This window comes from Thalassospira lucentensis (assembly GCF_001613805.1).
GTDB classification, from domain to species: Bacteria; Pseudomonadota; Alphaproteobacteria; order Rhodospirillales; family Thalassospiraceae; genus Thalassospira; species Thalassospira lucentensis_A.
Genome location: NZ_LPVY01000003.1, coordinates 390,301 through 410,520, shown reverse-complemented (window position 1 = coordinate 410,520; position 20,220 = coordinate 390,301). Strand labels below are relative to the sequence as shown.

Genomic DNA, 20,220 nt, shown 5'->3' with positions numbered 1-20,220 from the left:
TCCGGGCAGGGAAACCGGGCGATGCGTCAGGGGGAGCTTAACCGCCGATGCTGACTTTCTTGGCAAGACGGCTTTTTGTCATGATGCCCACGCTGTTTTTTATCAGCGTGCTGGTGTTCATCATTATTCAATTGCCGCCGGGCGACTTCCTGTCCACCTATCTGAATGAATTGCAGGCGCAGGGCGAGGCGGTCGATCCGGCCAAGATTGCTTTCCTCAAACAGCAATACGGCCTTGATCAGCCGATCTGGCAGCAATATTTCGATTGGGCCTGGGGATTACTGCATGGCGATCTTGGTTTTTCCTTCGAATATAATCTTCCGGTCACCGAGGTGGTCGGGGACCGTCTTTGGCTTTCGGTCGTTCTGAATTTCAGCACGGTACTGTTCATCTATATCGTCAGCTTCCCGATCGGGATCTATTCGGCCACCCGTCAATATAGCTGGGGCGATTATGGCTTTACCTTGCTCGGCTTTCTTGGTCTTGCCATGCCGAACTTCCTGTTTGCGCTGATTCTGCTTTATTACGCCAACGTGGTTTTCGGAACCTCTATCGGTGGGTTGATGGACCCGGAATTCATCAATCAGGGCTGGTCCTTTGCCAAGGTCATGTCGGTCGCCGAACACCTTTGGGCACCGGTTCTGGTGATTGGTACGTCGGGAACGGCGTCGATGATCCGGCGTCTGCGTGCCAACCTGCTTGATGAACTGGGCAAACAATATGTCGTTACCGCCCACGCCAAGGGCCTGTCGCCAGCGCGGGTTCTGTTCAAGTATCCGCTGCGCATGGCCCTGAATCCGTTCATCGCCGACATTGGCAATATCCTGCCGCAGGTTGTCTCGGGCTCTGTGCTGGTATCTGTTGTGATGTCGCTGCCGACCACCGGGCCTATGTTGCTTGCCGCCCTGCAAAGTCAGGACATGTATCTGGCCGGATCATTCCTGATGTTTCTGGCGCTTCTGACTGTGGTCGGCATGTTTGTATCTGATCTGCTTCTTGCCTGGCTTGATCCCCGAATTCGCCTGCAGGGAGGGGTATCACAATGAGCCGCAGCGACGATAAACGTAACGAGCATTTCATTGATACCGCGCCTTTTGATCCCTGGGATCGCGAGGAGCTGACATCCGCGCAGGAAAAATACTATCTTGCGTCACAGTGGCAGCTGATCTGGTGGAGGCTTAAACGTCATCGGCTAGCTTATGTTTCGCTGATCATTCTGGCGATCATGTATGCATCCGTTTTCATCGTTGAAATCCTTGCGCCCTATGCGCAGGAAACGCGGAATTCGGAATATATCCATCACCAGCCACAGGCGATCCATCTGTTTCATGACGGGAAATTTGTCGGACCCTTTACCTATGGCACCGACTTCTCGATTGATATGGAAACGCTAAAACCGATCTATACGCCAAGCGAGAACCGCGTTGAAAAAATCCGCTTCTTCTGTTCTGGTGATCCCTATGAATTCTGGGGCCTGTTCGAAGCCGATTTTCATGTGATGTGCCCGGCCGAGGACGGAACCCTGTTCCTGTTGGGCACGGATCGGCTGGGGCGCGATATGCTGTCACGAATGATTTACGGCGCACGCGTGTCGTTGACCATTGGTCTGGTTGGTATCGCGGTCAGTTTCGTTCTCGGCATTCTGATTGGCGGGGCGGCGGGGTATTACGGCGGCTGGGTCGATGCAACCGCGCAGCGTCTGATCGAAGTCATCCGTTCCATGCCCGAAATCCCGTTATGGATGGCGCTATCGGCGGCCTTGCCGGTAACATGGAGCCCCATTCTGATCTATTTCGGGATCACGATCATTCTGGGCCTGATCGACTGGACAGGACTTGCCCGTGCGGTGCGATCAAAACTTCTGGCACTGCGCGAAGAAGACTATGCCCTTGCCGCACGCCTGATGGGGGCAAAACCAAAACGCATCATCGCCCGCCATCTGCTGCCGAACTTCGCCAGCCACCTGATCGCATCGGTAACCCTTTCGATCCCTAACATGATCCTTGGCGAAACAGCACTCAGTTTCCTTGGCCTAGGCCTTCGCGCACCTGTCACCAGTTGGGGCGTGCTATTGAACGAGGCGCAGAACATCAACGCCGTTGCGGTTTATCCTTGGCTGATGTTGCCAGTCGTACCGGTCGTAATCGTTGTTTTGGCGTTCAACTTCCTTGGTGATGGCCTGCGGGATGCTGCTGATCCCTATAAGAATTGATCTTTCTGCGAAATGCAAAACAGCCCGTCAGTGTGTGGCGGGCTGTTTTGTTTTAACGCGGAACCGGATTTGATCGCAGTTGGGCCATGGAAGGCACCATCGCGATCAACGAAAGTGTCAGCCCAAAGCCGCAAACAGCAGGCCAGCCACCCAGCCCCCAGGCGTAAGTGGCTCCGGCCGAGCCAAATGATCCGCCAAGGAACATGCCGGTCATATAAACGGTATTGATCCGGCTGCGCGCCTCGGGGACCAGACCGAAAATCACATGCTGGTTGGAAATCATTGCGCTTTGCACGCCGAAATCCAGAATGATCACGCCAAGGATTAGCCCGGCCAGCGCCGTCCAAAGCCCGAATGCCAGCCACGAAATCACGCAAATGATGACACCTGCGGCAATGACGCGTGACGGGCCATATCGATCCGCCAACCGGCCCGAAAGGGGCGCTGCCAGAACGCCAATCGCCCCAAGAACACCGAACAGCCCGGCGATATCGGCACCCAGCTGATAGTCCGGTTCCTGAAGATGCAGTGCCAATATGGTCCAGAAGGCCGAAAATGATCCGAACAGGGCGGCCTGCGTCAATGTTGCACGGCGAAGGGCAGGCTGTTGTTTGCACAGGAACAGCACGGATAAAAGCGCCTCTCCATATCCGATGGATGTGCGTGCCTTGTCCTTTGGCAACATCACCGCCATCAGGATCGCAGCAAGAACCGCCACCGGGGCGGCAAGCCAGAACATTTCGCGCCAACCAAGATGGGTTGAAACAAACCCCGCCAGCGTGCGGCTCAAAAGAATACCGCAAAGCAGGCCTGCCATAACCGTTCCGATGGTTTTGCCACGGCTTTCGGGCGGAGTCAGTGCGGTCGCATAGGGGATGATCTGCTGGGCGACAGTCGAACAGGCACCCAGCAGGACTGACGAGGCAAACAGAATGTAATCTGTTGGTGCCGATCCCTCGATCACAAGCACAAGGGCCAGCAGAAGAAACTGCAGGACGATCAGTTTGCGCCGGTCAAACAAATCGCCAAGTGGCACCAGCAAAAACAGGCCGATGGCGTATCCCAACTGCGTTGCCGTCGGGATCAGGGCCGCTGTGCCGCTTTGGCCGAATTCCGCCATGATGATGCCAAGCATCGGCTGATTATAATAGATATTGGCAACGGCAAGACCGGCAGCGATCGCCATGACAAAGGTCAGTCCCCGGCCAAGACCCGGAGCATCTGTTCGCGACATCGACTTAATCCTGACTAATCTCGGGTCGGGTGGAAGGACGTTTTCCCGGTGGGCAGGCGGGGCTTGGCGCCCCGTTGTTTCCGTAAATTACGGCTTGGCTTGATCTTATCTGGTCGGAATTACTTTTTGCGCAACCATAAACTGGTCTCATGCGCACCTTCGGGAAGGTGAATGCCATTGGCAATCGACTTGCTCACAATATCCTTCAGGCGTGTCGTGGCATAGGCACTGGACCACAGGATTTCAAACCCGTTCCCGGCAAGCAACGCCGCGACGCCCTGCTGTTCGTTATATCCGCGCCATTGCCAGATTCCCGGGTAATCATCGGGCAGGGTGATGTCATGAATATGAATGATCGTCCCACTGGGCAATGACGGTATGACCGTTGAAAACAGCAGATCAACATCCGTTCCGGGCATCAGGATATGGCTTGAATCAATCGAAAGAATATCTGCACCCGACAATGACCTGAACACGGTCGGATCGGCTTTTTGCACGATGGTCCGTTCAACCGTGATCGGAAGGGCTGCAATATCGGCACGTGGTGCCGGATCTATCGCGTGAAAGAGGGTTTCAAGTTCACCATCCAGAATGGCGCGATAATAAAATCGCGTCGAATGACCCGATCCGATTTCAATAATCCGTTCCGGGCGAAATTCACGCGTCAGCACATAAGCCATCATCCCGTCCAGCCGCGGGAACCAGCTTTGTTGCCAGCGCGGATCGGGTGGGGCGGCATTGCCGAAACTGGCAAACGCATCCTGATATTTGGCGGCTTTGGTCAGCCATGCCTTCATGGTCGGTGCGGCCTGATCCATCATTTCCTCGATGGCCGGGTAATGCGGTCGACCAACGGCATTGGCCGTTTCTGCGGCATAGCGATACGGAATGAAATAACCGGCTGGTGATGCCGTCAGAAGTGTCTTAAGCCCCAGTTTCAAACGGCGCCATTTCCGTGAAAGCGGAAGATTGCTCATCAGATTTCCCCCCGGGGCACCCCGGTCAGTCACAAAACGTGTTGTCTTCGCCGCGCCAGCGCTGGATTAGCCAAAGCGCAAAGAAGAACGCAACAATCGAAAGTCCGCTCATGGCGTAATAGGCATGCGACCCGAAATGATCATAAAGCGGACCGGATGCCCAGATCGCACTGCCAAGAAAAACACCCATCGACAATGTCGCCATCAGACTTTGCGCCGACGTCGCCAATTGGGATGGCACTGCACGGGCAATAAAGCTGACAGCCGCCAGATGGGTAATACCAAATGTCATGGCGTGCAATGGCTGCACCAGAACAATCAGCCAGAAATTGTCGGTCATGCCCAGAACTGTCCAGCGCAAAACACCGGATGCCGCCCCAATGGCAAACAGGATCCCTGGATGCCGCCCCCGGACATATTTCCCGGCAAAGGCAAACAGGGCGATCTCGGCAATCACCCCAATGGACCAGAACGCACCGATCACATCATGGGGATAACCGACATTTTCCCAATGGACAGAGGCAAAGCTGTAATAGGTGCCGTGCGATCCTTGCGCGAAACCGATACAGCCGAGGTAAATCAGGAAAACGGGTTTCCGCAGCAGATAGATGATTGATGATCCGGACCGCAACGGTCGGTCGGTTTGCGGATCGGGCATACGGGTGACGATGGCAAAATTGACAATCCCGGCAATGAATAGCAGCCAGACAATCCAGGCGGTCGATGTCCCGTCCAGCACCCATCCCGCGCCATAAGAGGCCCCAATAAACGCTAGCGACCCCCAAAGCCGTACCCGCCCGTAATCAAGTTCCTTGGCTTTGCATTCATGAACCGTAATCGTCGTGCCCAGCGGCAATAACGGCGCAAAGGTAAAGCCGATGATCACTGACAATCCTGCCAGCCACCAGAAATTGCTTGATACCGGGAAGGCAAGAACCGTAACGACATAAATCCCCGCCAGCCAGAGCATCGGCGTTTTACGGTTGCCCGTACGGTCCGCGCGTTGTGCAATCAATGGGTCGGCAAAAACCCGAACCCAGTTGGGCAGGGACAGCAGAATGCCGATTTCGCCTGCCGATAATCCCTGGCTTTTGAGCCAGACCGGCCAATAGGGCAGAAACACACCCTGAATAAGGAAAAGCCCCACGAAAAACAGCGCAAGGATCGTTGCGGTTTTCATGCGCGGGTCGTCAAATGACGGAAGGATGGGCTTGTTGATCATGCCGTGATCTGCCGCCGTTTAAGACCACGCACGATGAACCGCGCAGGATGGATCGCATCCATCAGGGACTTTTCAAGGGGCAGGGGCATATTGCATATCTCGCTGGCAATTATTTCGGCGGCGAGCGGAGCCGCAATCAGCCCGCGTGCGCCAAATCCGGTACAGATATACACGTCTTTGTGGTAAGTCGCATCGACATATCGTGCCGCCTTTTTCCCTTTGTCTATATCGGCATAAGCCAGAAGATAGGCACCATAGTCCGGTGCAGGACCAACTACGGGCAAATGATCCGGGGTTGTGGTCCGAAGTGCCGCCCGGCCAGACAGTGCCGCCGGATCAAGCACATCGGCAAGCTTTGGCAATACCTTGCCCAGTTGCCCGACATTGAAGGCATGATCGTCTTCGCGTAAATCCGTCTGGCTATCGTCGCGCCCGAATGTCGCGCCAAACACATGAGTGCCATTTCGCGCCGGGGTCAGGTATCCCTTGTGACTTAACACACAACGGATCGGATGATCCCCGTAACAGTCCCGAAGCACGCCTTCGTCAAAATAACTGATCTGCCCACGTACCGGACGCAGGTAATCCGCAAGCCAGCCGGTTTGGTCAAATGCGCCGGTTTCGGTGGCACCTGCGATGATGATGGCATCAAACGTACCAAATTCACGATCATCGGCGGATTTCACGACTTTGCCGTCGCCATCGTCAAAAATGCCGACGATATTGGCCCCCGTATGGCATTCAATCCCGTGCGCAAGGTACGACACCAGTGACGGCGGATTGACCCAGCCCGCATCTGGATAAAACAACCCGCCATGCGGCAGCGGCAGGCCAAAGATTGCACTGGCTGCTTCGCGATCAAGCAAACGGACCAGATCGGGACTTTGCCCCAGTCTATTGATCAGTCCTGCCTGACGTTCTTCATCACGCGGGCCCGATATCAGATCAAGCACGCCACAGAAACCGGCTTCGATATGTCCGGATTCTGCAAGTGTCCTTACCAATCGCTGGCTATAGCGAAAACCCGCTTCGTAAAACCGCCCAGTGATTGCGTCATCGACGGTAAGGTAGGGTTCAAGCATCCCGATCGGGTTGCCGGATGCCGCGTCGGCCAAATGATCCGATTTTTCAAAAAGCGTCACCGCACATCCGCGATTGTGCAGGGCGTGCGCACAGGCTGCACCTGCCATGCCGCCGCCAATGACGGCGATATGTTTTTTGCCGGTTGTCTTTGGCAAAACAAACCAGGGACTCTCATCAATCCCTTTGCCGCTGGTGTCCTGATCAGGTGCATCCTTCGGCGCAAGTCTGGCCGTAATCATATCGCGCTTATAGGCATATCCTTTGCGCTTGCTGATCTCGAACCCGGCCTGTTCCAGCCCGTCGCGCACGATGCGTGCCGCACTGAATGTCGCAAGGGTCGCTCCATCATGACTTGATGCCGCGACAAGAGCATTGAACAATTCCGGCCGCCACATATCGGGATTCCGCGACGGCGCAAAACCATCAAGGAACCAGCAATCGATTGTTCCGTGATAATCACGGTAACAGTCAATCGCATCCCCGATCAGAAGTGTCAGCGTGACCGAACCATCATCCGATCCCAAACGATGCACACCGGGCAACATGGTTCCGGTCGGCCATTGCGCGACCAGTTGCCTTGAAATATCGGCCAATTCCGGCCAGTTCTGATGTGCGCGTGCCATCGCATCACGCGTCAGCGGGAATTTCTCGACCGATACGAAATGAAGCCGTCTGGACCGCGCCGGGTCCTTTTGCCAGCAATCCCACGCGGCAAGAAAATTCAGGCCTGTGCCAAAGCCGGTTTCGCCAATCGTGAAATTCTCACGGTTTTGCCAAGCCGCGGGAAGGTTATTGCCCGCCACAAACACATATTGCGTTTCGGCCAATCCGTTTTTCGGATTGTAATAAATATCACCAAATTGCGGGGAATAGGGGACGTTTCCGTCGCGCCAGATAATGCCGTCGGCTATTTCGGCGTTATCGCCGGATGGTTCATCTGCGCTCATGCAGACAGTGCCTCGGCATCTTCTTCGTCGGACACAAGTGCCAGTGCCTCGCGCACGGTATCAACACTCGCACCTTTGCGATGGGCGTTCTCGCTTAGATACCGGCGCCATTGTTTGGCTCCGCGCATATGCTGAAACAGTCCCAGCATATGCCGCGTCACATGACCAAGCGTCCCGTTGTCCGATTTCAGATGTTCGTCAATATAGGGCAGCATCGCCTCGGCCACCTGATGGCGGCTTGGGGCCGGGGTCTCATCGCCATAAAAACGACGGTCGACATCCGAAAGAACATAGGGGTTCTGATAGGCTTCACGCCCGATCATCACACCATCAACCTGTTTAAGGTGCTCTTCGGTTTCGTCCAGTGTCCTGATGCCGCCATTGATCAGGATTTCAAGTTCCGGAAATTCCTGTTTCAACTGGTAAACCAGTTCATATTTTAACGGCGGAACTTCTCGGTTTTCCTTGGGGCTGAGCCCGTTCAGCCACGCCTTGCGGGCATGCACGATGAATGTCTTGCACCCGGCATCGGCCACGGTTTCGACAAATCGTTTCAGTGACGGGTAACCTTCCTGATCATCGATGCCGATACGGTTTTTGACCGTTACCGGCGCGTCGCTGGCGCCAATCATCGCCTTGACGCAATTTGCCACCACATCGGGGGTAGCCATCAGACAGGCACCAAAGGCACCGTTCTGCACGCGGTCCGACGGGCAACCGCAATTCAGGTTGATCTCGTCATAGGCATAATCATTGGCAATCTCGCAGGCGCGCGCCAGATCATCGGGGTTGCTGCCGCCAAGCTGCAGGGCAACGGGATGTTCGACCACGTCATAACGCAAATGCCGGTCCGCGCCGCCATGGATGATGGCCCCTGTGGTGACCATTTCGGTATAAAGCAACGTATGACGACTGATCTGCCGCAAGAAATAGCGATCATGCCGATCCGTCCAATCCATCATCGGGGCGACGGAAATACGCCGATTGACAGTCATACCGAGTTGTTCCTGATCCTGCATATCTGATTGGGGTTGCCGTTTTCCGGGCGCGGTCTTTATATATGTTCCGGGATTTAGGGTCAAAACTCATTCGGCGATGCATGGCTGCATCGCGCATTGCGAAATACAGGAAGAATTCATGATCACCGTCTATGGCATCAAAAACTGCGACACAGTCAAAAAGTCCCTGAAATGGTTCGACGCCAAGGGATTTGAACACAAGTTCCATGATTTCCGCGTTGACGGAATTGATGCCAGAACCATCGAAGGCTGGCTTGCCGAAGTCGGCGGCAAGACCCTGATCAATAAACGCGGTCCAAGCTATCGCAATCTTTCCGATGACGACAAGGCAGTGCTTGAAAATGGCGATGCGGCTGCGGCCGAAATCCTTGCTGCCAATCCGACCGTGATCAAACGTCCGGTTGTCGATTTCGGTACAACCCGAACCGTGGCCTATGACGAAGGGCGCTGGTCCGAACTGGCCGGAGCATGAGCAGGGAAATGATGGATGCTATCGTGACGAAACCGGTTGTGCACGGCGTGATCTTTGATTGCGATGGTGTGCTGGTCGATACCGAAAATCTTGCCAACAGGGTCCTGACCGATCTGCTGTGCGAATATGGCTGTGACATGACCCCGGCGCAAAGTCACGAATTCTTTATCGGTGGTACGCTGGCGGCCGTTGCCCCCAAAATGGCAGAATCTTTTGGTGTTACGCTTCCTGACGGCTGGATTAAGGAATGTTATGCCAGAACCTTCAAATCATTTGAAAAAGACCTGAAGCCATACGCCGATCTTGGTGCGGTTCTTGACCTTCTGGACCGCAATGCCATCCCGATGGCGGTTGGTAGCAACGGTCCGCATGACAAGATGGATGTGTCACTTGGCAAGGTCGGATTGCTGGATCGTTTTCGCGGGCGGATCTGTTCGGCCCATGACGTTGCACATGCCAAACCCGCACCGGATGTTTATCTGCTGGCAGCCGAAAAAATCGGTGTCGATATTACCCAATGCGTTGTGATCGATGACAGCATCAGTGGTGTTCGTGCCGGTGTGGCTTCGGGGGCGACAACAATTGGTCTGGTTGACCTGACACCGGGTGACGCGCTTCGCGATGCGGGGGCGCATTACACCGCTGAAAACCATCTGGCTCTGCGCGATATGCTGGCAAGCTGGTTACGCTAATTACAGGTATCGGGCGGCACTGTGGTCAGGACCGCCCGTCTATTGTCCGGCAAGAAAAATTCTTACAATATGCGGTTGGTAAGGTTTTTCTTACTCTCCGATTACAATCCCTTCGCGCCGCGGGTCAGCGCCGCCGATTAATCCCTGATCGGTGATCTGAATAATATGCAGTCCCGAATTCAGATCCCTGATGCTGGTTTCATAACCAAGGGCTTCAAGGGCAGGGGCAAGCCTTTCGGCTGTTGTCCCGGATTCAATGTCATAAGTTCCGAACCGGTTGACCAGATGAGGCATGCTGACTGCACCCTGCGGGCTTTTTTTCCAGTCGATAAGCGCGATCAACGATTGCGCGACATAGCCGATAATCCGTGATCCACCGGGTGATCCGGTAACGATCACCGGTTTGCCGTCCTGCATCACAATCGTCGGTGCCATCGAAGATCTTGGCCGTTTGCCAGGTTCCAGCCGATTGGCAATCGGAACGCCGTCGCTGTGGGTGGCAAACGAGAAATCAGTCAGTTCGTTATTTAACATGAAGCCCCGAACCATCAGGCGTGACCCAAAGCCGTTTTCAATCGTGGTTGTCATCGACACCGCATTCCCCATCGCATCGACAATGGAAAAATGGCTGGTGCTGGGGAATTCGATTGCTTCATCATCGGCAAGCCGCATGGCATGGCTGAATGCGGGCATACCCGGTTCGACACTTTCCAGCGCCTGGTTGCTTTCCAGAAGTTTCGATCTTTGCGCCAGATATTCTTTATCCAGCAATCCGGTCAACGGCATCGGCACAAAATCGATGTCGGCCATGTAACGCCCACGGTCGGCAAATGCCAGTCGCGATGCATCGCCGATCAGGCGCCAGCTTTCCGGCGATTCCGCGCCAAGGGCCCCAATATCAAACGGCTCGATCAGGCCCAGAATCTGCCCGACGGTCAAAGCCCCGGACGATGGTGGTCCCATGCCACAGATTTCGTACCCGCGATAATCGCTGCAAACCGGATCGCGTTCCTTGACCGTGTAGTTGGCAAGGTCTTTCAACGATAGAACGCCAGGGTTCCAGCTTGCACCCTGAACCTTGGCCACAATGTCATTGGCGATGGGGCCAAAATAAAACCCGTCCGTACCATTTTGCGCCAAACTCTTAAGAGTATTGGCATATTCCGGGTTTTTCAGAAGGGCACCTTCTTCAAGAGGCTCTCCACTGGCATCAAAGAAATATCCCTTTGCCGTATCATCACGCGAAAGCTTTTCACGATCTTCGGCAATCAGTGCGGCAAGACGTTGCGAAACGTTAAAGCCGATTTCAGCGCGTTCAATGGCTGGGGAAAGCAATGTCGGCCATTCAAGCTGTCCCCATTTCTCATGGGCGGCTTTCAGCAATGCAGGTGTCCCCGGTGTCCCAACGGAACGGCCGCCGACAACGGCATCATAGAATTCCATCGGTTGGCCGTTTGTATCCTGAAACAGGGTCGGGGTTGCTGCCATCGGCGCGGTTTCACGACCGTCAATCGTTGTCAGCTTGCCACTGCGCGCATCGTAATAAACCAGAAACGCACCGCCACCCAGACCCGATGATTGCGGTTCGACCAGTCCCAGCATGGTTTGGACGGCGACCATGGCGTCAATTGCATTGCCGCCGCGTCGTAAAACATTGGCACCAGCCTCGACCGCCAGCGGGTTGGCGGCACTGACCATCCAGTTTTCCGATTGTATCGAACTGCGCAATCCGATCCGCATCGTTGAACTTTCCGGGGCGATGGCATCTGTTGCCTGCTGTGCCGTTGCCGGCAGGGCAAGAAGGGCCGTGATCCCGAATGTGACGATTGATGTTTTGAGCCGGAAGCATCCTGTCATACGTACCATGTCACCAACCTTTTTGTTGTGGCTTTGTAAGATCATGCTTCCAGAAATTGCAGAGATTGAAAAGAAAACAGTTCCTTAGCACTCAAAAAACAAAAGGCAGGATGCGCTAACATCCTGCCTCTAAACCTGTATTTCGTTTTTGCGATCAATCAGGCCGCAGACTTCTTTGTCGTATTGTCCTGTTTTTCGATCACGTGCTTTTCAAGCCATTCGACAATGCTGCTTGCGGCCTTTTCCCAATTCGCATCCAGCATCATCGCGTGTGCGATATTATAAAGCAGCACGCAATCCGCCCTAAGACGTCGGGCGGTGTGATTGACCACCTCGCTTTGAATGATTTCATCATTGCGTGCCCCAATTGCCAGCATCGGCGGCAGATCGGTTTGCGACAGAAACACCGGATTGCCCCCCATCATGTCCATAAGTGCCCGGTGACTTTCGGTTTCAAGCCGGCCGAAATAGATCATGCCTTCGTCTTCGGCAATATCGGGTGACAGCATGGCGCGTCCCAGCCGGTCACGCAGCAGCGTGTGGGGGCCGATCGCCTGAAGCCAGAACATCTGAAGATAAAGATCGGGCTGTGCCATTGCCATCATGGTATTACTGGCAAGAAGTCCCTCGGGCGGGACAGATGCCATCAGGACAGCGGCGGTTGCCTTGTGCTTTTCAAGATATTTCTGAATGATGTAGCCGCCCATCGAATGACCGATCAGGATCGGCTTCTGGCACAGCGTATCGACAACCGTTTCGAGGTCTTCGACATAATCGTCAATCGATGCCAGGCTGCGCAGCTCGCGCCCGCCGCTGCCACCATGGCCGCGCAGCGAAAATGAAATGGTTTCAAACCCCTGATCGGCAAACCAGGTCAGAAAATGTTCGTTCCAGCACCATGCGCCTGTAAATGCACCATGGACGAAAACGACCGGCGTTTTGCATTTGGGTTTGTCGCTTGGGCTGCGGCGAAAAATCTCCAATTCGGGACTCATGGCAGGCCTCCTGCATGCGAACTGTGTGGGGATCACTATAACGTAACATGAAAATCCGGACTTCGCATCCGCAGCATTCGTTTGGATGCTGTATAGTCATACAATTGTATTGTAAATTGCCTTGGGGACTTGGTCGCGGATGATTGTCAGTGTTGTCTGCTTTGCATATGATCTTTACGGGACAGCATTCAAAAGCAGTGCATGGTGTTAAGTCTGACCATCGCATTGACGCGAAAATGATAGCGAAAGCATAGAAAAGCTGGGGTAGATGGTAGAATTATCGGTGGTCGGTATTCTCGCGGGGCTTGATCAGGTCGCACTCGCAGATGTCGAGCGGCACATCAACCGGAAAACATTTTCGGCTGGGGCGCAGATTATTGAACCCGAATCCGACAGTTCGGATGTTTATCTGATTTTGTCGGGTAAGGTCCGAATTGTGAATTATTCTTTGTCCGGTCGCGAGATCACGCTGGAAGAAATCGGGGCAGGCGGTTGTGTCGGGCAACTTTCGGCAATAGATGGCGAGCCGCGTTCAGCCTGTGTCCTGGCTGTTACAAATACGGATGTCGCGATTGTAAGCCCCGCCAATTTCGAAAAAATCGTCAAAAACCATCCTTCTGTTGCCTGGAGTGTCATCAGGGAACTGGCAAGGATCGTCAGAACATCGACCCGACGCATTGTCGACGTCAGCACACTTGGTGCAAATGAACGGGTTGTTGCGGAAATCCTGCGTTGCTCGCAGATCGAGATCGCAGAAGACGGATCCGCGATGTTAAGTCCTGTGCCCGTCCATTCAGAAATTGCCAGCAGGGTCAGTACATCTCGCGAGACCGTTGCCCGTGTCATGGGAACGCTTGCCCGAAATGGTTTGATCGCCAAAGTCGAGCTGGGTCTGTATGTGCCCAATGTACAGCGTCTTGAAGAATTCCTCAGTGAATCGATCCATTAGATCAAAATTGAGGGCAAAGTGATGAATTATCGGCAGAAAATTGAAAATGTTTCACAAATTGTGACGAATGTCACAGAGCCGATTGATTATTCAGGATAGAAAAACAGGGTGACGGGCATTTAATTGGTCCGGCACATCTCCCCCAAGAGAGTTTACTGGCCGTACATTTTTGTACGGCCATTTTTTTTGTGTTTGATCATAGCGTGGTTGTCTGCGGGGCGATAAAGTGTCGCCAGTGCAAAGCATCATGAAATCGGAAAACAACTTCATGCGGTTATCTGTTGTTATGGCGGGGTTGAACGGGGCAATCGCGGTTGGGCTGGGTGCATTTGCATCCCACGGCATGGCGGGCGAGGAAATGAACCGTGCGCGCGAGCTTGTGGAAACCGGTGCGCATTATCAACTGGTGCATGCCGTGGGTTTGGCTGCCATCGCGGCTCTTGCCCATCAGGTGCCCGATGAACGGCTTCTGCGCTGGGCGGCTTATGCAATGCTGGCGGGCATTCTGTTCTTTTGCGGGGCGCTTTACGTCATCGCCTTTGCCGGGATCAGCACCTTTGGCATGATCGCCCCGATTGGTGGGCTGTCATTCATAAGCGGTTGGCTGATGCTGGCCGGGGCAGGGTGGAAACGGTTTTCCGCCTGACGCGATTTATTCGATCCAGTCAGGCAATAAAAAAAGACGCGACCCGAAGGGCACGTCTTTTTTTAATTCCGATAATCCAGTCAGCGTTAGCTGAAAGATTACTTCATTTTCGCTTCTTTGAACTCGACGTGCTTGCGCACGACCGGGTCGTACTTGCGAAACGAGAATTTCTCGGTGGTATTCCGCGGGTTCTTCTTAACGACATAGAAGTAACCGGTATCAGCGGTGCTTACCAACTTTACGAGGATCGAAGCGGGCTTCGCCATATCTCAGCTTCCTGTGTTCAGGTGTATCTCAGGCCGCGGAACATAAAGGTTATGCGCCGGGTGTCAAGCCATTTTGGCAAAAAAGAATGCCATTTTTATTGTGAGGCAAAGGTATCGGCAATTTCATTGATTGGTAATTGAGCCAGATCCTTGTAACCCGGAAGGTTTTTGATCAATTCAAGAGCGATATCAATGTCGTTTTCATCAATGCCCTGACGGGCCGGACACACATTTCGAAGGTCCTGTCGCGCTTTTTCATTCTGATAATCAAGCTTGCGCCATTTGGCCATGACGGCAACCATATCATTACGATGGGCAAGGGCAGATCTGATCTGGTCATTCGGCGCAATTCCGCCAGACGTCGTGCAGATCGACGGGAAAAGTCCAATGCGATCGAACGTATAACCCGACGGAGCTGTCATCTGCGACCAGGTAAAGGTCAGCGTGCCTTTATTCGACAGATCATTGATAGCCTGAACCGATCCCTTGCCAAAGCTTGTCGAACCGATCAGGACCGCCCTGTTGCGATCCTGAAGGGCCGCCGCCACCAGTTCGGCCGAGGACGCCGTCCTGCCATCAATCAGCACAACCAGCGGCGCCCCTCGGGTCAGGTCTTCGGGATTTGCCTTGAAGATATGCCGTGCAGCCATCACGCGTGACCGCGTATTGGCGATCGGGCCGCCTGCGATAAACAGATCGGCAACCTCGACCCCCTGCTGTAAAAGCCCGCCGCGATTACCGCGAAGGTCAAGGATTACGCCGCGCAAGCCGCCGGGGAAAAGGTCAGCCTTGAGGATTTCATCGCCAAGGGACTGTGCGGTCGCGCTGTTGAAGCTGGCAATTCGGGCAATCAGGACATTATCGCGAATTTCGGTAAATACGGTCCGGCTGATCACCCGTTCGCGCATGATTTCAATGGGGGTGATGACCTGGCTGTCGGCACCATTGATTTCGATTGTAACACGCGTGCCTTCCTCACCATGCAGAAGATCGCTGGCATAGGCCGCCGTTCGGTTATAAAGGTTGACCCCGTTCACAGAAATCAACTGGTCACCAATATCCAGTCCTGCCTTGGCCGCCGGGCTGTCTTCGTGCACCTTTTTGATCACTGGATAGCCATCGCCGCCAATCAGCCGCACACCAACCCCGATATAGCCATCGCGCCGTGTCCGTGCCGTTTCGGCCTGATTGGGCCCCTCATAACGGCTGTAACGGTCAAGGTTCTTGATCGATCCGCTGACCAGTGCCGATTGTACCGAAAGCGCATCCGCATGCCGCAAATCGGGCGAATAAACCCGGTAAATACCAACACCCTTAAGGGTCAGTTCGGTCCATAAAAGCGTGTCCTGTTCTTCGCTGTCGGCGTCGGGCAGGGCAAGGTTGCGAACAGTTTTGCCATTATAGCCAAGGATAATCTCGTCCGGCGTCATGCCGATACGGATATTCGGATCAATTGCCGAAAGTCCGTCCAGCGCATTGACAACAATCTGTTCGCGTCCCACAGGATCAATATAGCGTGTCGCCACCAGTTCGATCGCCTGCGACATCACATCGCGGGTTTGCTGATCATCATTTGAAATGATCGCGTCACCACGCTGGGTGGCACAGCCCGCCAGCAAAAGGCAAATACCAACCATTCCCGCAACGCGCATGATCGGGCGCGACGCCGGGCGGGAGAGAACAGGACCGATATCTCGTGTGGCTGATGCCAAAATGTGCTCAATCCGAAAGGAGATAGCTCAACGTAAAAGTCATTCTACTGCGAATGGCGCGCAGTCGACAATGACTATCCCTTGATCTTCATCGCCCATTGGGTGCCAAGCACCGCCCCCTTGATGAAGGGCAGGAAGGCAAGGCAGAGCAAGACGGTTGTTGGAAGCCAGACAGACAATTGCAGTGGGATTGATGGCTGCATGGATTGCTCCATCGAAAGCGCACCACCAACAACGATATGACCGACAATGAAAATCGTGAAATAGGGCGGGGCGTCATCACAGCGATATTCGCCGATCGGATGCGCGCAGCAATCACATTCATCGCGCAGTTTCAGGTACCCGCCAAAGGCAAAGCCATGTCCGCAATTGGGGCATTTGCGCCGAAATCCGCGGCTAAGACCGGTCAGCAGGCGCGATCCGCTGCTTTGTTCGCTATATTCTGGCTGCATGGTGGCATTCGTTCCTGTTTCTTGATCCAGCCCCTTGATCAGGCCGGAAAAAAGGGGCATTGAAACGGTTCGCTATCATCATGAAGTTGAAGTGATCGGGCAAGTGCTTTTCCGGCATGGCTGAAAACTGTGCTGAAAACCGTTATAATGACGATCCTTTGATACTGATGTCTTCAACCCGGTACAGGAGCGCCCAGATGGGGAATGCAGACGATATCGTCGCCCGACTGAAACAGGATTTCATTGAAGACACCCTTGAACGCACCGATCGTATTGAAACAACCATTGATCGTGTCGCCGGTGGCATGGACAAGGCCGATGTCGGTATTGCCGAACTAAGGCGCGAGGCGCACACTGTCAAAGGTCTTGCCGGTTCATTCGGTTTCCCGCTGGTTGGTGCGATTGCACACCGCATGGAAGACTATATTGCCGAACTGACCGAGATCGACGATCTCGAAGCCGCGTCGCTTGTCGATTTCACGACATGGATCCGCGAAATCATCGAAAGCGGTACCAATCCCCCGGCGGAGGAAGAAACCCGCATCCTCCGGTCACTTCCGACGCGAAGTGCCAAAAAGGATGAAGAAGGCGCGGCCGCAGACACACCGGCAGCGCACGATAAAGAAGTCCTGATCGTTACCGCAACCACGGTGCAGGCCCATTTCCTGCAACGTGAATTGCGTGAAAAAGGCTTCCGGACCATTACCGCACGCACCGCAGTCGAGGCGTTTCAAACCGTCGTTCAATCGCGCCCGGATGCAATCATCACTGCCGCGGTCCTTGATGGTTTGAGCGGTATCGAACTGATCCGTGCTCTTGCCGCTATGAAAACACTGAAAGGCAAGGCACTTGGCCTTTTGACCAGCTTCGATGCATCCCACCCTGATCTCGAAGGGCTGCCGTCAAATGTCGCGATCATTTCCAACCGGGGCAAGCAAACGGCGGAACATCTGGCGAAGTTCATCGAAACGCTGGACTGATTGATAAATCCGATACCAATGAAAAGGGCGACCATCGTGGTCGCCCTTTTTGTTTAACTATCGCGTTTGATCGTGTTTCGTGCGACCCGGCTTGATGCCACCAGCTTGCGCTGTTTTTTCGGTGTGGTTTTCTTCTTGCTCGCGGCCTTGGTACCAGGCTTGCCACCCGGTTTTCCACCGCGGGGACCACCACCAGATGCGCCGCTTTTATCCTTTGGATTGGCGCGAAATCCCGGTTTTGTCCCATGGCGATGGCTGCGGTCGCCTGGGCTGCCACGGCGTTTGCCGCGCCCGCGTGGCCGTTCGATCAGATCACGGTCGGTAATATCGGCATGTCCCGCCAGACGAAGCGCAAGCGACCCTGTTGCCGCGTCTGCCTCGGCAATGCGAACAACGACATCATCGCCCAGGCGGAATGTCTTGCCGCGATTTTGCCCGACCAGCGCATGACCGATGGCGTCATGCACATAATAATCATCGGGCAGGGTGGATATCGGGATCAAACCATCCGCGCCGGTCTCGTTGAGCGACACGAACAGGCCAAAATGCGTGACCCCCGAAACACGACCGGGGAATTCCGCACCGACCTTGTCGGCCATATAGGCCGCAACATAACGATCAACCGCATCGCGTTCGGCCATCGCCGCCCGGCGTTCGGTGCCGGAAATGTCTTCGCCGATCTGTTCGAACCGTTCGCCATCTTCGGGCGGCAATCCGCCTTCGCCAAGTTTCAGGCCCGCGATCAGGGCACGATGCACCAGAAGATCGGCATAACGCCGGATCGGGGATGTGAAATGGGCGTATTTCTTAAGCGCGAGACCAAAGTGCCCGATATTGTCCGGGCTATACATCGCCTGTGACTGGCTGCGCAGCACAACCGTATTGATCAGCTCTGCCTCGGGGGTGTCCTTGGCCTGTTCAAGGATGCGGTTGAAATCACGCGGGCGCAGGACCGCCCCCTTGTTTAGCTTGTAACCAGCACCCTCAAGGAATTCATAAAGCGCCTCAAGCTTCTCCTCGCTTGGGGCATCGTGAATACGATACATGCAGGGCTGCTTGATCCGTTCAAGTTCCTCGGCCGCACAGACATTGGCCGCGACCATGAATTCCTCGATCAGCTTGTGGCTGTCAAAGCGTGCCCGCGGGGCAATGGCAATAATCTGGCCCTTGTCATTCAGCTCGATCTTGCGTTCCGGAAGGTCAAGTTCCAGAACACCACGTCCTTTGCGCGCTTCAAGAAATGCTTCATATGCCCCGTAAAGCGGCTTGATAATGGTGTCAAGCAACGGGCCGGTGGTGTCGTCAGGATAACCATCCATCGCGCGCTGAACCTGATCATAGGTCAGGCGCGCTGCTGATCGCATCATCCCGCGACAGAATTTGTGCCGCAACTTGGTTCCATGCTTGTTCAGCCACATCTCGACGGCCATACAGCCGCGATCTTCGTGCGGAACCAGCGAACACCAGCCGTTGGACAGTTCAAACGGCAACATTGGCACAACCCGGTCCGGGAAATAGCAACTGTTGCCGCGTTTTACCGCTTCACGGTCGAGCGCGTCATGCGGGCGCACATACCAGGACACATCGGCAATCGCGACCATGATGTGCCAGCCGCCCTCGTTTTCTGGATCAGGATCGGGTTCGGCCCAGACGGCATCGTCAAAGTCGCGCGCATCGGCTCCGTCAATCGTCACCAGCGGAATGTCGCGCAGATCGGTGCGCTTGCCCATTGGCGTCGCCTTGGACTCACGCGCCTGCAATTCGACTTCCGGCGGGAATTCAAACGGAATACCGCGCGCATGGATCGATACCAGACTGATCGATTTCGGTTCGTTGATATTGCCAAGGACCTCGGTAATCCGGCCCTTGCGCAGGCCGAAATGCTTGCCCGGCAGAATTTCAGTCAGAACCAGTGCCCCGCCTTCAAGATCGGGATGATCATCCAGCGGTACGGCAATCTCGCCTGCATCCTTGCGGTCGGTGGGGACAACCCGGCCTTCGCGTTCATTGGGGCGGAAAATGCCCAGAACCCGTTGCGGGCCGCTGCCCAGAACCCGCATGATGCTGGCTTCATAGGTCTGCTTGCCGGTATAGCGCAGTTTGGCAAGGATCTTGTCGCCAATGCCCGGTGCGCTTGGTCCGCCGCGCCGGATCATTTTCACGTAAATTACCGGCGGTTCATAATCTTCTTTCCAGACATTGGGACGGGCAATCACTTCGCCTTCGTCATCAATGCCGGTGATTTCCAGTACCTCGACAGGCGGCAGGCGGTCGGGTTTGTCAAACCGTCTGCGACCCTTGACCACGTCGCCACCGATTTTCAGATCCTTCAGGATCTTTTTAAGCTCGATCTTTGCTGCACCCTTGATGTTAAAGGCGCGCGCAATTTCGCGCTTGCCCACCGGGGTGGGGCTCATATCGATGAATTCCATGATCTGTTCCCGTGTTGGGAACGGGGTTTTATTTTCTGTGTCGTTCGCCAACTTCGCGGCGTCCTTTCAGTTG

At 54.7% G+C, this 20,220-nt stretch carries 18 protein-coding genes; 7 read left to right on the top strand and 11 right to left on the bottom strand.

Annotation, left to right across the window (positions count from 1 at the left end):
• Nucleotides 1–47 precede the first annotated feature (47 nt).
• Nucleotides 48–1,046 (top strand): ABC transporter permease, encoded by a 999-nt coding sequence (locus AUP42_RS04230; RefSeq protein WP_062949171.1) that lies wholly within the window; start codon nucleotides 48–50, stop codon nucleotides 1,044–1,046.
• On the top strand, nucleotides 1,043–2,212 hold the full coding sequence (locus AUP42_RS04225; RefSeq protein ID WP_062949169.1) for an ABC transporter permease: 1,170 nt from the start codon (nucleotides 1,043–1,045) through the stop codon (nucleotides 2,210–2,212). The genes AUP42_RS04230 and AUP42_RS04225 overlap by 4 nt, the downstream gene beginning before the upstream one ends.
• Nucleotides 2,213–2,264: 52 nt before the next feature.
• Here the strand turns inward: AUP42_RS04225 and AUP42_RS04220 are convergent, their stop codons facing one another.
• From AUP42_RS04220 to dusA, 5 genes are all read right to left on the bottom strand, one after another.
• The gene (locus AUP42_RS04220; protein ID WP_062949167.1) at nucleotides 2,265–3,446 is read right to left on the bottom strand and encodes an MFS transporter; all 1,182 of its coding nucleotides are present in this window, start codon (nucleotides 3,444–3,446) and stop codon (nucleotides 2,265–2,267) included.
• 119 nt (nucleotides 3,447–3,565) lie between these two features.
• Nucleotides 3,566–4,423, bottom strand: coding sequence for a class I SAM-dependent methyltransferase (locus AUP42_RS04215; protein WP_062949165.1), 858 nt, complete (start codon nucleotides 4,421–4,423; stop codon nucleotides 3,566–3,568).
• Nucleotides 4,424–4,448: 25 nt separating this feature from the next.
• A complete protein-coding gene (locus AUP42_RS04210) occupies nucleotides 4,449–5,645 on the bottom strand; it encodes a 3-phenylpropionate MFS transporter (protein WP_062949163.1) in 1,197 nt (398 codons plus the stop codon).
• On the bottom strand, nucleotides 5,642–7,675 hold the full coding sequence (gene mnmC, locus AUP42_RS04205) for a bifunctional tRNA (5-methylaminomethyl-2-thiouridine)(34)-methyltransferase MnmD/FAD-dependent 5-carboxymethylaminomethyl-2-thiouridine(34) oxidoreductase MnmC (protein WP_062949161.1): 2,034 nt from the start codon (nucleotides 7,673–7,675) through the stop codon (nucleotides 5,642–5,644). The genes AUP42_RS04210 and mnmC overlap by 4 nt, the downstream gene beginning before the upstream one ends.
• Nucleotides 7,672–8,670, bottom strand: a complete 999-nt coding sequence (dusA, locus tag AUP42_RS04200; RefSeq protein WP_062949400.1) for a tRNA dihydrouridine(20/20a) synthase DusA — start codon at nucleotides 8,668–8,670, stop codon at nucleotides 7,672–7,674. The genes mnmC and dusA overlap by 4 nt, the downstream gene beginning before the upstream one ends.
• 142 nt (nucleotides 8,671–8,812) lie before the next feature.
• Here dusA and AUP42_RS04195 point away from each other — a divergent pair, with 142 nt between their 5' ends.
• Nucleotides 8,813–9,166, top strand: coding sequence for an ArsC/Spx/MgsR family protein (locus AUP42_RS04195; protein ID WP_062949398.1), 354 nt, complete (start codon nucleotides 8,813–8,815; stop codon nucleotides 9,164–9,166).
• A gap of 23 nt (nucleotides 9,167–9,189) precedes the next feature.
• A complete protein-coding gene (locus tag AUP42_RS04190; RefSeq protein ID WP_231858152.1) occupies nucleotides 9,190–9,858 on the top strand; it encodes an HAD family hydrolase in 669 nt (222 codons plus the stop codon).
• A 90-nt stretch (nucleotides 9,859–9,948) separates the two neighbouring features.
• Here the strand turns inward: AUP42_RS04190 and ggt are convergent, their stop codons facing one another.
• Both ggt and AUP42_RS04180 read right to left on the bottom strand, forming a co-directional pair.
• Nucleotides 9,949–11,724: a gamma-glutamyltransferase gene (ggt, locus tag AUP42_RS04185; protein WP_231858151.1), complete on the bottom strand. Its 1,776-nt coding sequence runs from the start codon at nucleotides 11,722–11,724 to the stop codon at nucleotides 9,949–9,951.
• A gap of 149 nt (nucleotides 11,725–11,873) precedes the next feature.
• Complete coding sequence (locus AUP42_RS04180; protein ID WP_062949159.1) at nucleotides 11,874–12,710, bottom strand: alpha/beta hydrolase; 837 nt, start codon at nucleotides 12,708–12,710, stop codon at nucleotides 11,874–11,876.
• Between the two features lie 268 nt (nucleotides 12,711–12,978).
• Between AUP42_RS04180 and AUP42_RS04175 the strand changes: the two genes are divergently transcribed.
• Together AUP42_RS04175 and AUP42_RS04170 are read left to right on the top strand one after the other, a co-directional pair.
• Entirely contained in the window at nucleotides 12,979–13,659 is a 681-nt protein-coding gene (locus AUP42_RS04175; protein WP_062949157.1) for a Crp/Fnr family transcriptional regulator, read from the top strand.
• A 268-nt stretch (nucleotides 13,660–13,927) separates the two neighbouring features.
• The gene (locus tag AUP42_RS04170) at nucleotides 13,928–14,305 is read left to right on the top strand and encodes a DUF423 domain-containing protein (protein WP_062949392.1); all 378 of its coding nucleotides are present in this window, start codon (nucleotides 13,928–13,930) and stop codon (nucleotides 14,303–14,305) included.
• Between the two features lie 98 nt (nucleotides 14,306–14,403).
• Here the strand turns inward: AUP42_RS04170 and rpmG are convergent, their stop codons facing one another.
• The 3 genes from rpmG to AUP42_RS04155 form a co-directional block, all read right to left on the bottom strand.
• A complete protein-coding gene (rpmG, locus tag AUP42_RS04165; protein ID WP_007089918.1) occupies nucleotides 14,404–14,571 on the bottom strand; it encodes a 50S ribosomal protein L33 in 168 nt (55 codons plus the stop codon).
• A 95-nt stretch (nucleotides 14,572–14,666) separates the two neighbouring features.
• Complete coding sequence (locus AUP42_RS04160; protein WP_231858150.1) at nucleotides 14,667–16,283, bottom strand: S41 family peptidase; 1,617 nt, start codon at nucleotides 16,281–16,283, stop codon at nucleotides 14,667–14,669.
• A 74-nt stretch (nucleotides 16,284–16,357) separates the two neighbouring features.
• Nucleotides 16,358–16,795, bottom strand: coding sequence for a DUF983 domain-containing protein (locus AUP42_RS04155; RefSeq protein WP_062949155.1), 438 nt, complete (start codon nucleotides 16,793–16,795; stop codon nucleotides 16,358–16,360).
• 137 nt (nucleotides 16,796–16,932) lie between these two features.
• On the opposite strand from AUP42_RS04155, the gene AUP42_RS04150 reads away from it, so the two are divergent.
• A complete protein-coding gene (locus AUP42_RS04150) occupies nucleotides 16,933–17,715 on the top strand; it encodes an Hpt domain-containing protein (RefSeq protein ID WP_062949153.1) in 783 nt (260 codons plus the stop codon).
• A gap of 53 nt (nucleotides 17,716–17,768) precedes the next feature.
• On the opposite strand, the gene rnr is transcribed toward AUP42_RS04150, so the two are convergent.
• Nucleotides 17,769–20,198 (bottom strand): ribonuclease R, encoded by a 2,430-nt coding sequence (gene rnr, locus AUP42_RS04145; protein ID WP_082824662.1) that lies wholly within the window; start codon nucleotides 20,196–20,198, stop codon nucleotides 17,769–17,771.
• Nucleotides 20,199–20,220: the final 22 nt, after the last annotated feature.

Coding starts and splice junctions, on each gene's coding strand:
- AUP42_RS04225 (WP_062949169.1), top strand. CDS start 1,043: ATGAGCCGCAGCGACGATAAACGTAACGAGCATTTCATTGATACCGCG.
- AUP42_RS04155 (WP_062949155.1), bottom strand. CDS start 16,795: ATGCCCCTTTTTTCCGGCCTGATCAAGGGGCTGGATCAAGAAACAGGA.
- AUP42_RS04195 (WP_062949398.1), top strand. CDS start 8,813: ATGATCACCGTCTATGGCATCAAAAACTGCGACACAGTCAAAAAGTCC.
- AUP42_RS04215 (WP_062949165.1), bottom strand. CDS start 4,423: ATGAGCAATCTTCCGCTTTCACGGAAATGGCGCCGTTTGAAACTGGGG.
- mnmC (WP_062949161.1), bottom strand. CDS start 7,675: ATGAGCGCAGATGAACCATCCGGCGATAACGCCGAAATAGCCGACGGC.
- AUP42_RS04170 (WP_062949392.1), top strand. CDS start 13,928: ATGCGGTTATCTGTTGTTATGGCGGGGTTGAACGGGGCAATCGCGGTT.
- rpmG (WP_007089918.1), bottom strand. CDS start 14,571: ATGGCGAAGCCCGCTTCGATCCTCGTAAAGTTGGTAAGCACCGCTGAT.
- AUP42_RS04150 (WP_062949153.1), top strand. CDS start 16,933: ATGGGGAATGCAGACGATATCGTCGCCCGACTGAAACAGGATTTCATT.
- AUP42_RS04175 (WP_062949157.1), top strand. CDS start 12,979: ATGGTAGAATTATCGGTGGTCGGTATTCTCGCGGGGCTTGATCAGGTC.
- AUP42_RS04210 (WP_062949163.1), bottom strand. CDS start 5,645: ATGATCAACAAGCCCATCCTTCCGTCATTTGACGACCCGCGCATGAAA.
- ggt (WP_231858151.1), bottom strand. CDS start 11,724: ATGGTACGTATGACAGGATGCTTCCGGCTCAAAACATCAATCGTCACA.
- dusA (WP_062949400.1), bottom strand. CDS start 8,670: ATGACTGTCAATCGGCGTATTTCCGTCGCCCCGATGATGGATTGGACG.
- AUP42_RS04180 (WP_062949159.1), bottom strand. CDS start 12,710: ATGAGTCCCGAATTGGAGATTTTTCGCCGCAGCCCAAGCGACAAACCC.
- AUP42_RS04220 (WP_062949167.1), bottom strand. CDS start 3,446: ATGTCGCGAACAGATGCTCCGGGTCTTGGCCGGGGACTGACCTTTGTC.
- AUP42_RS04230 (WP_062949171.1), top strand. CDS start 48: ATGCTGACTTTCTTGGCAAGACGGCTTTTTGTCATGATGCCCACGCTG.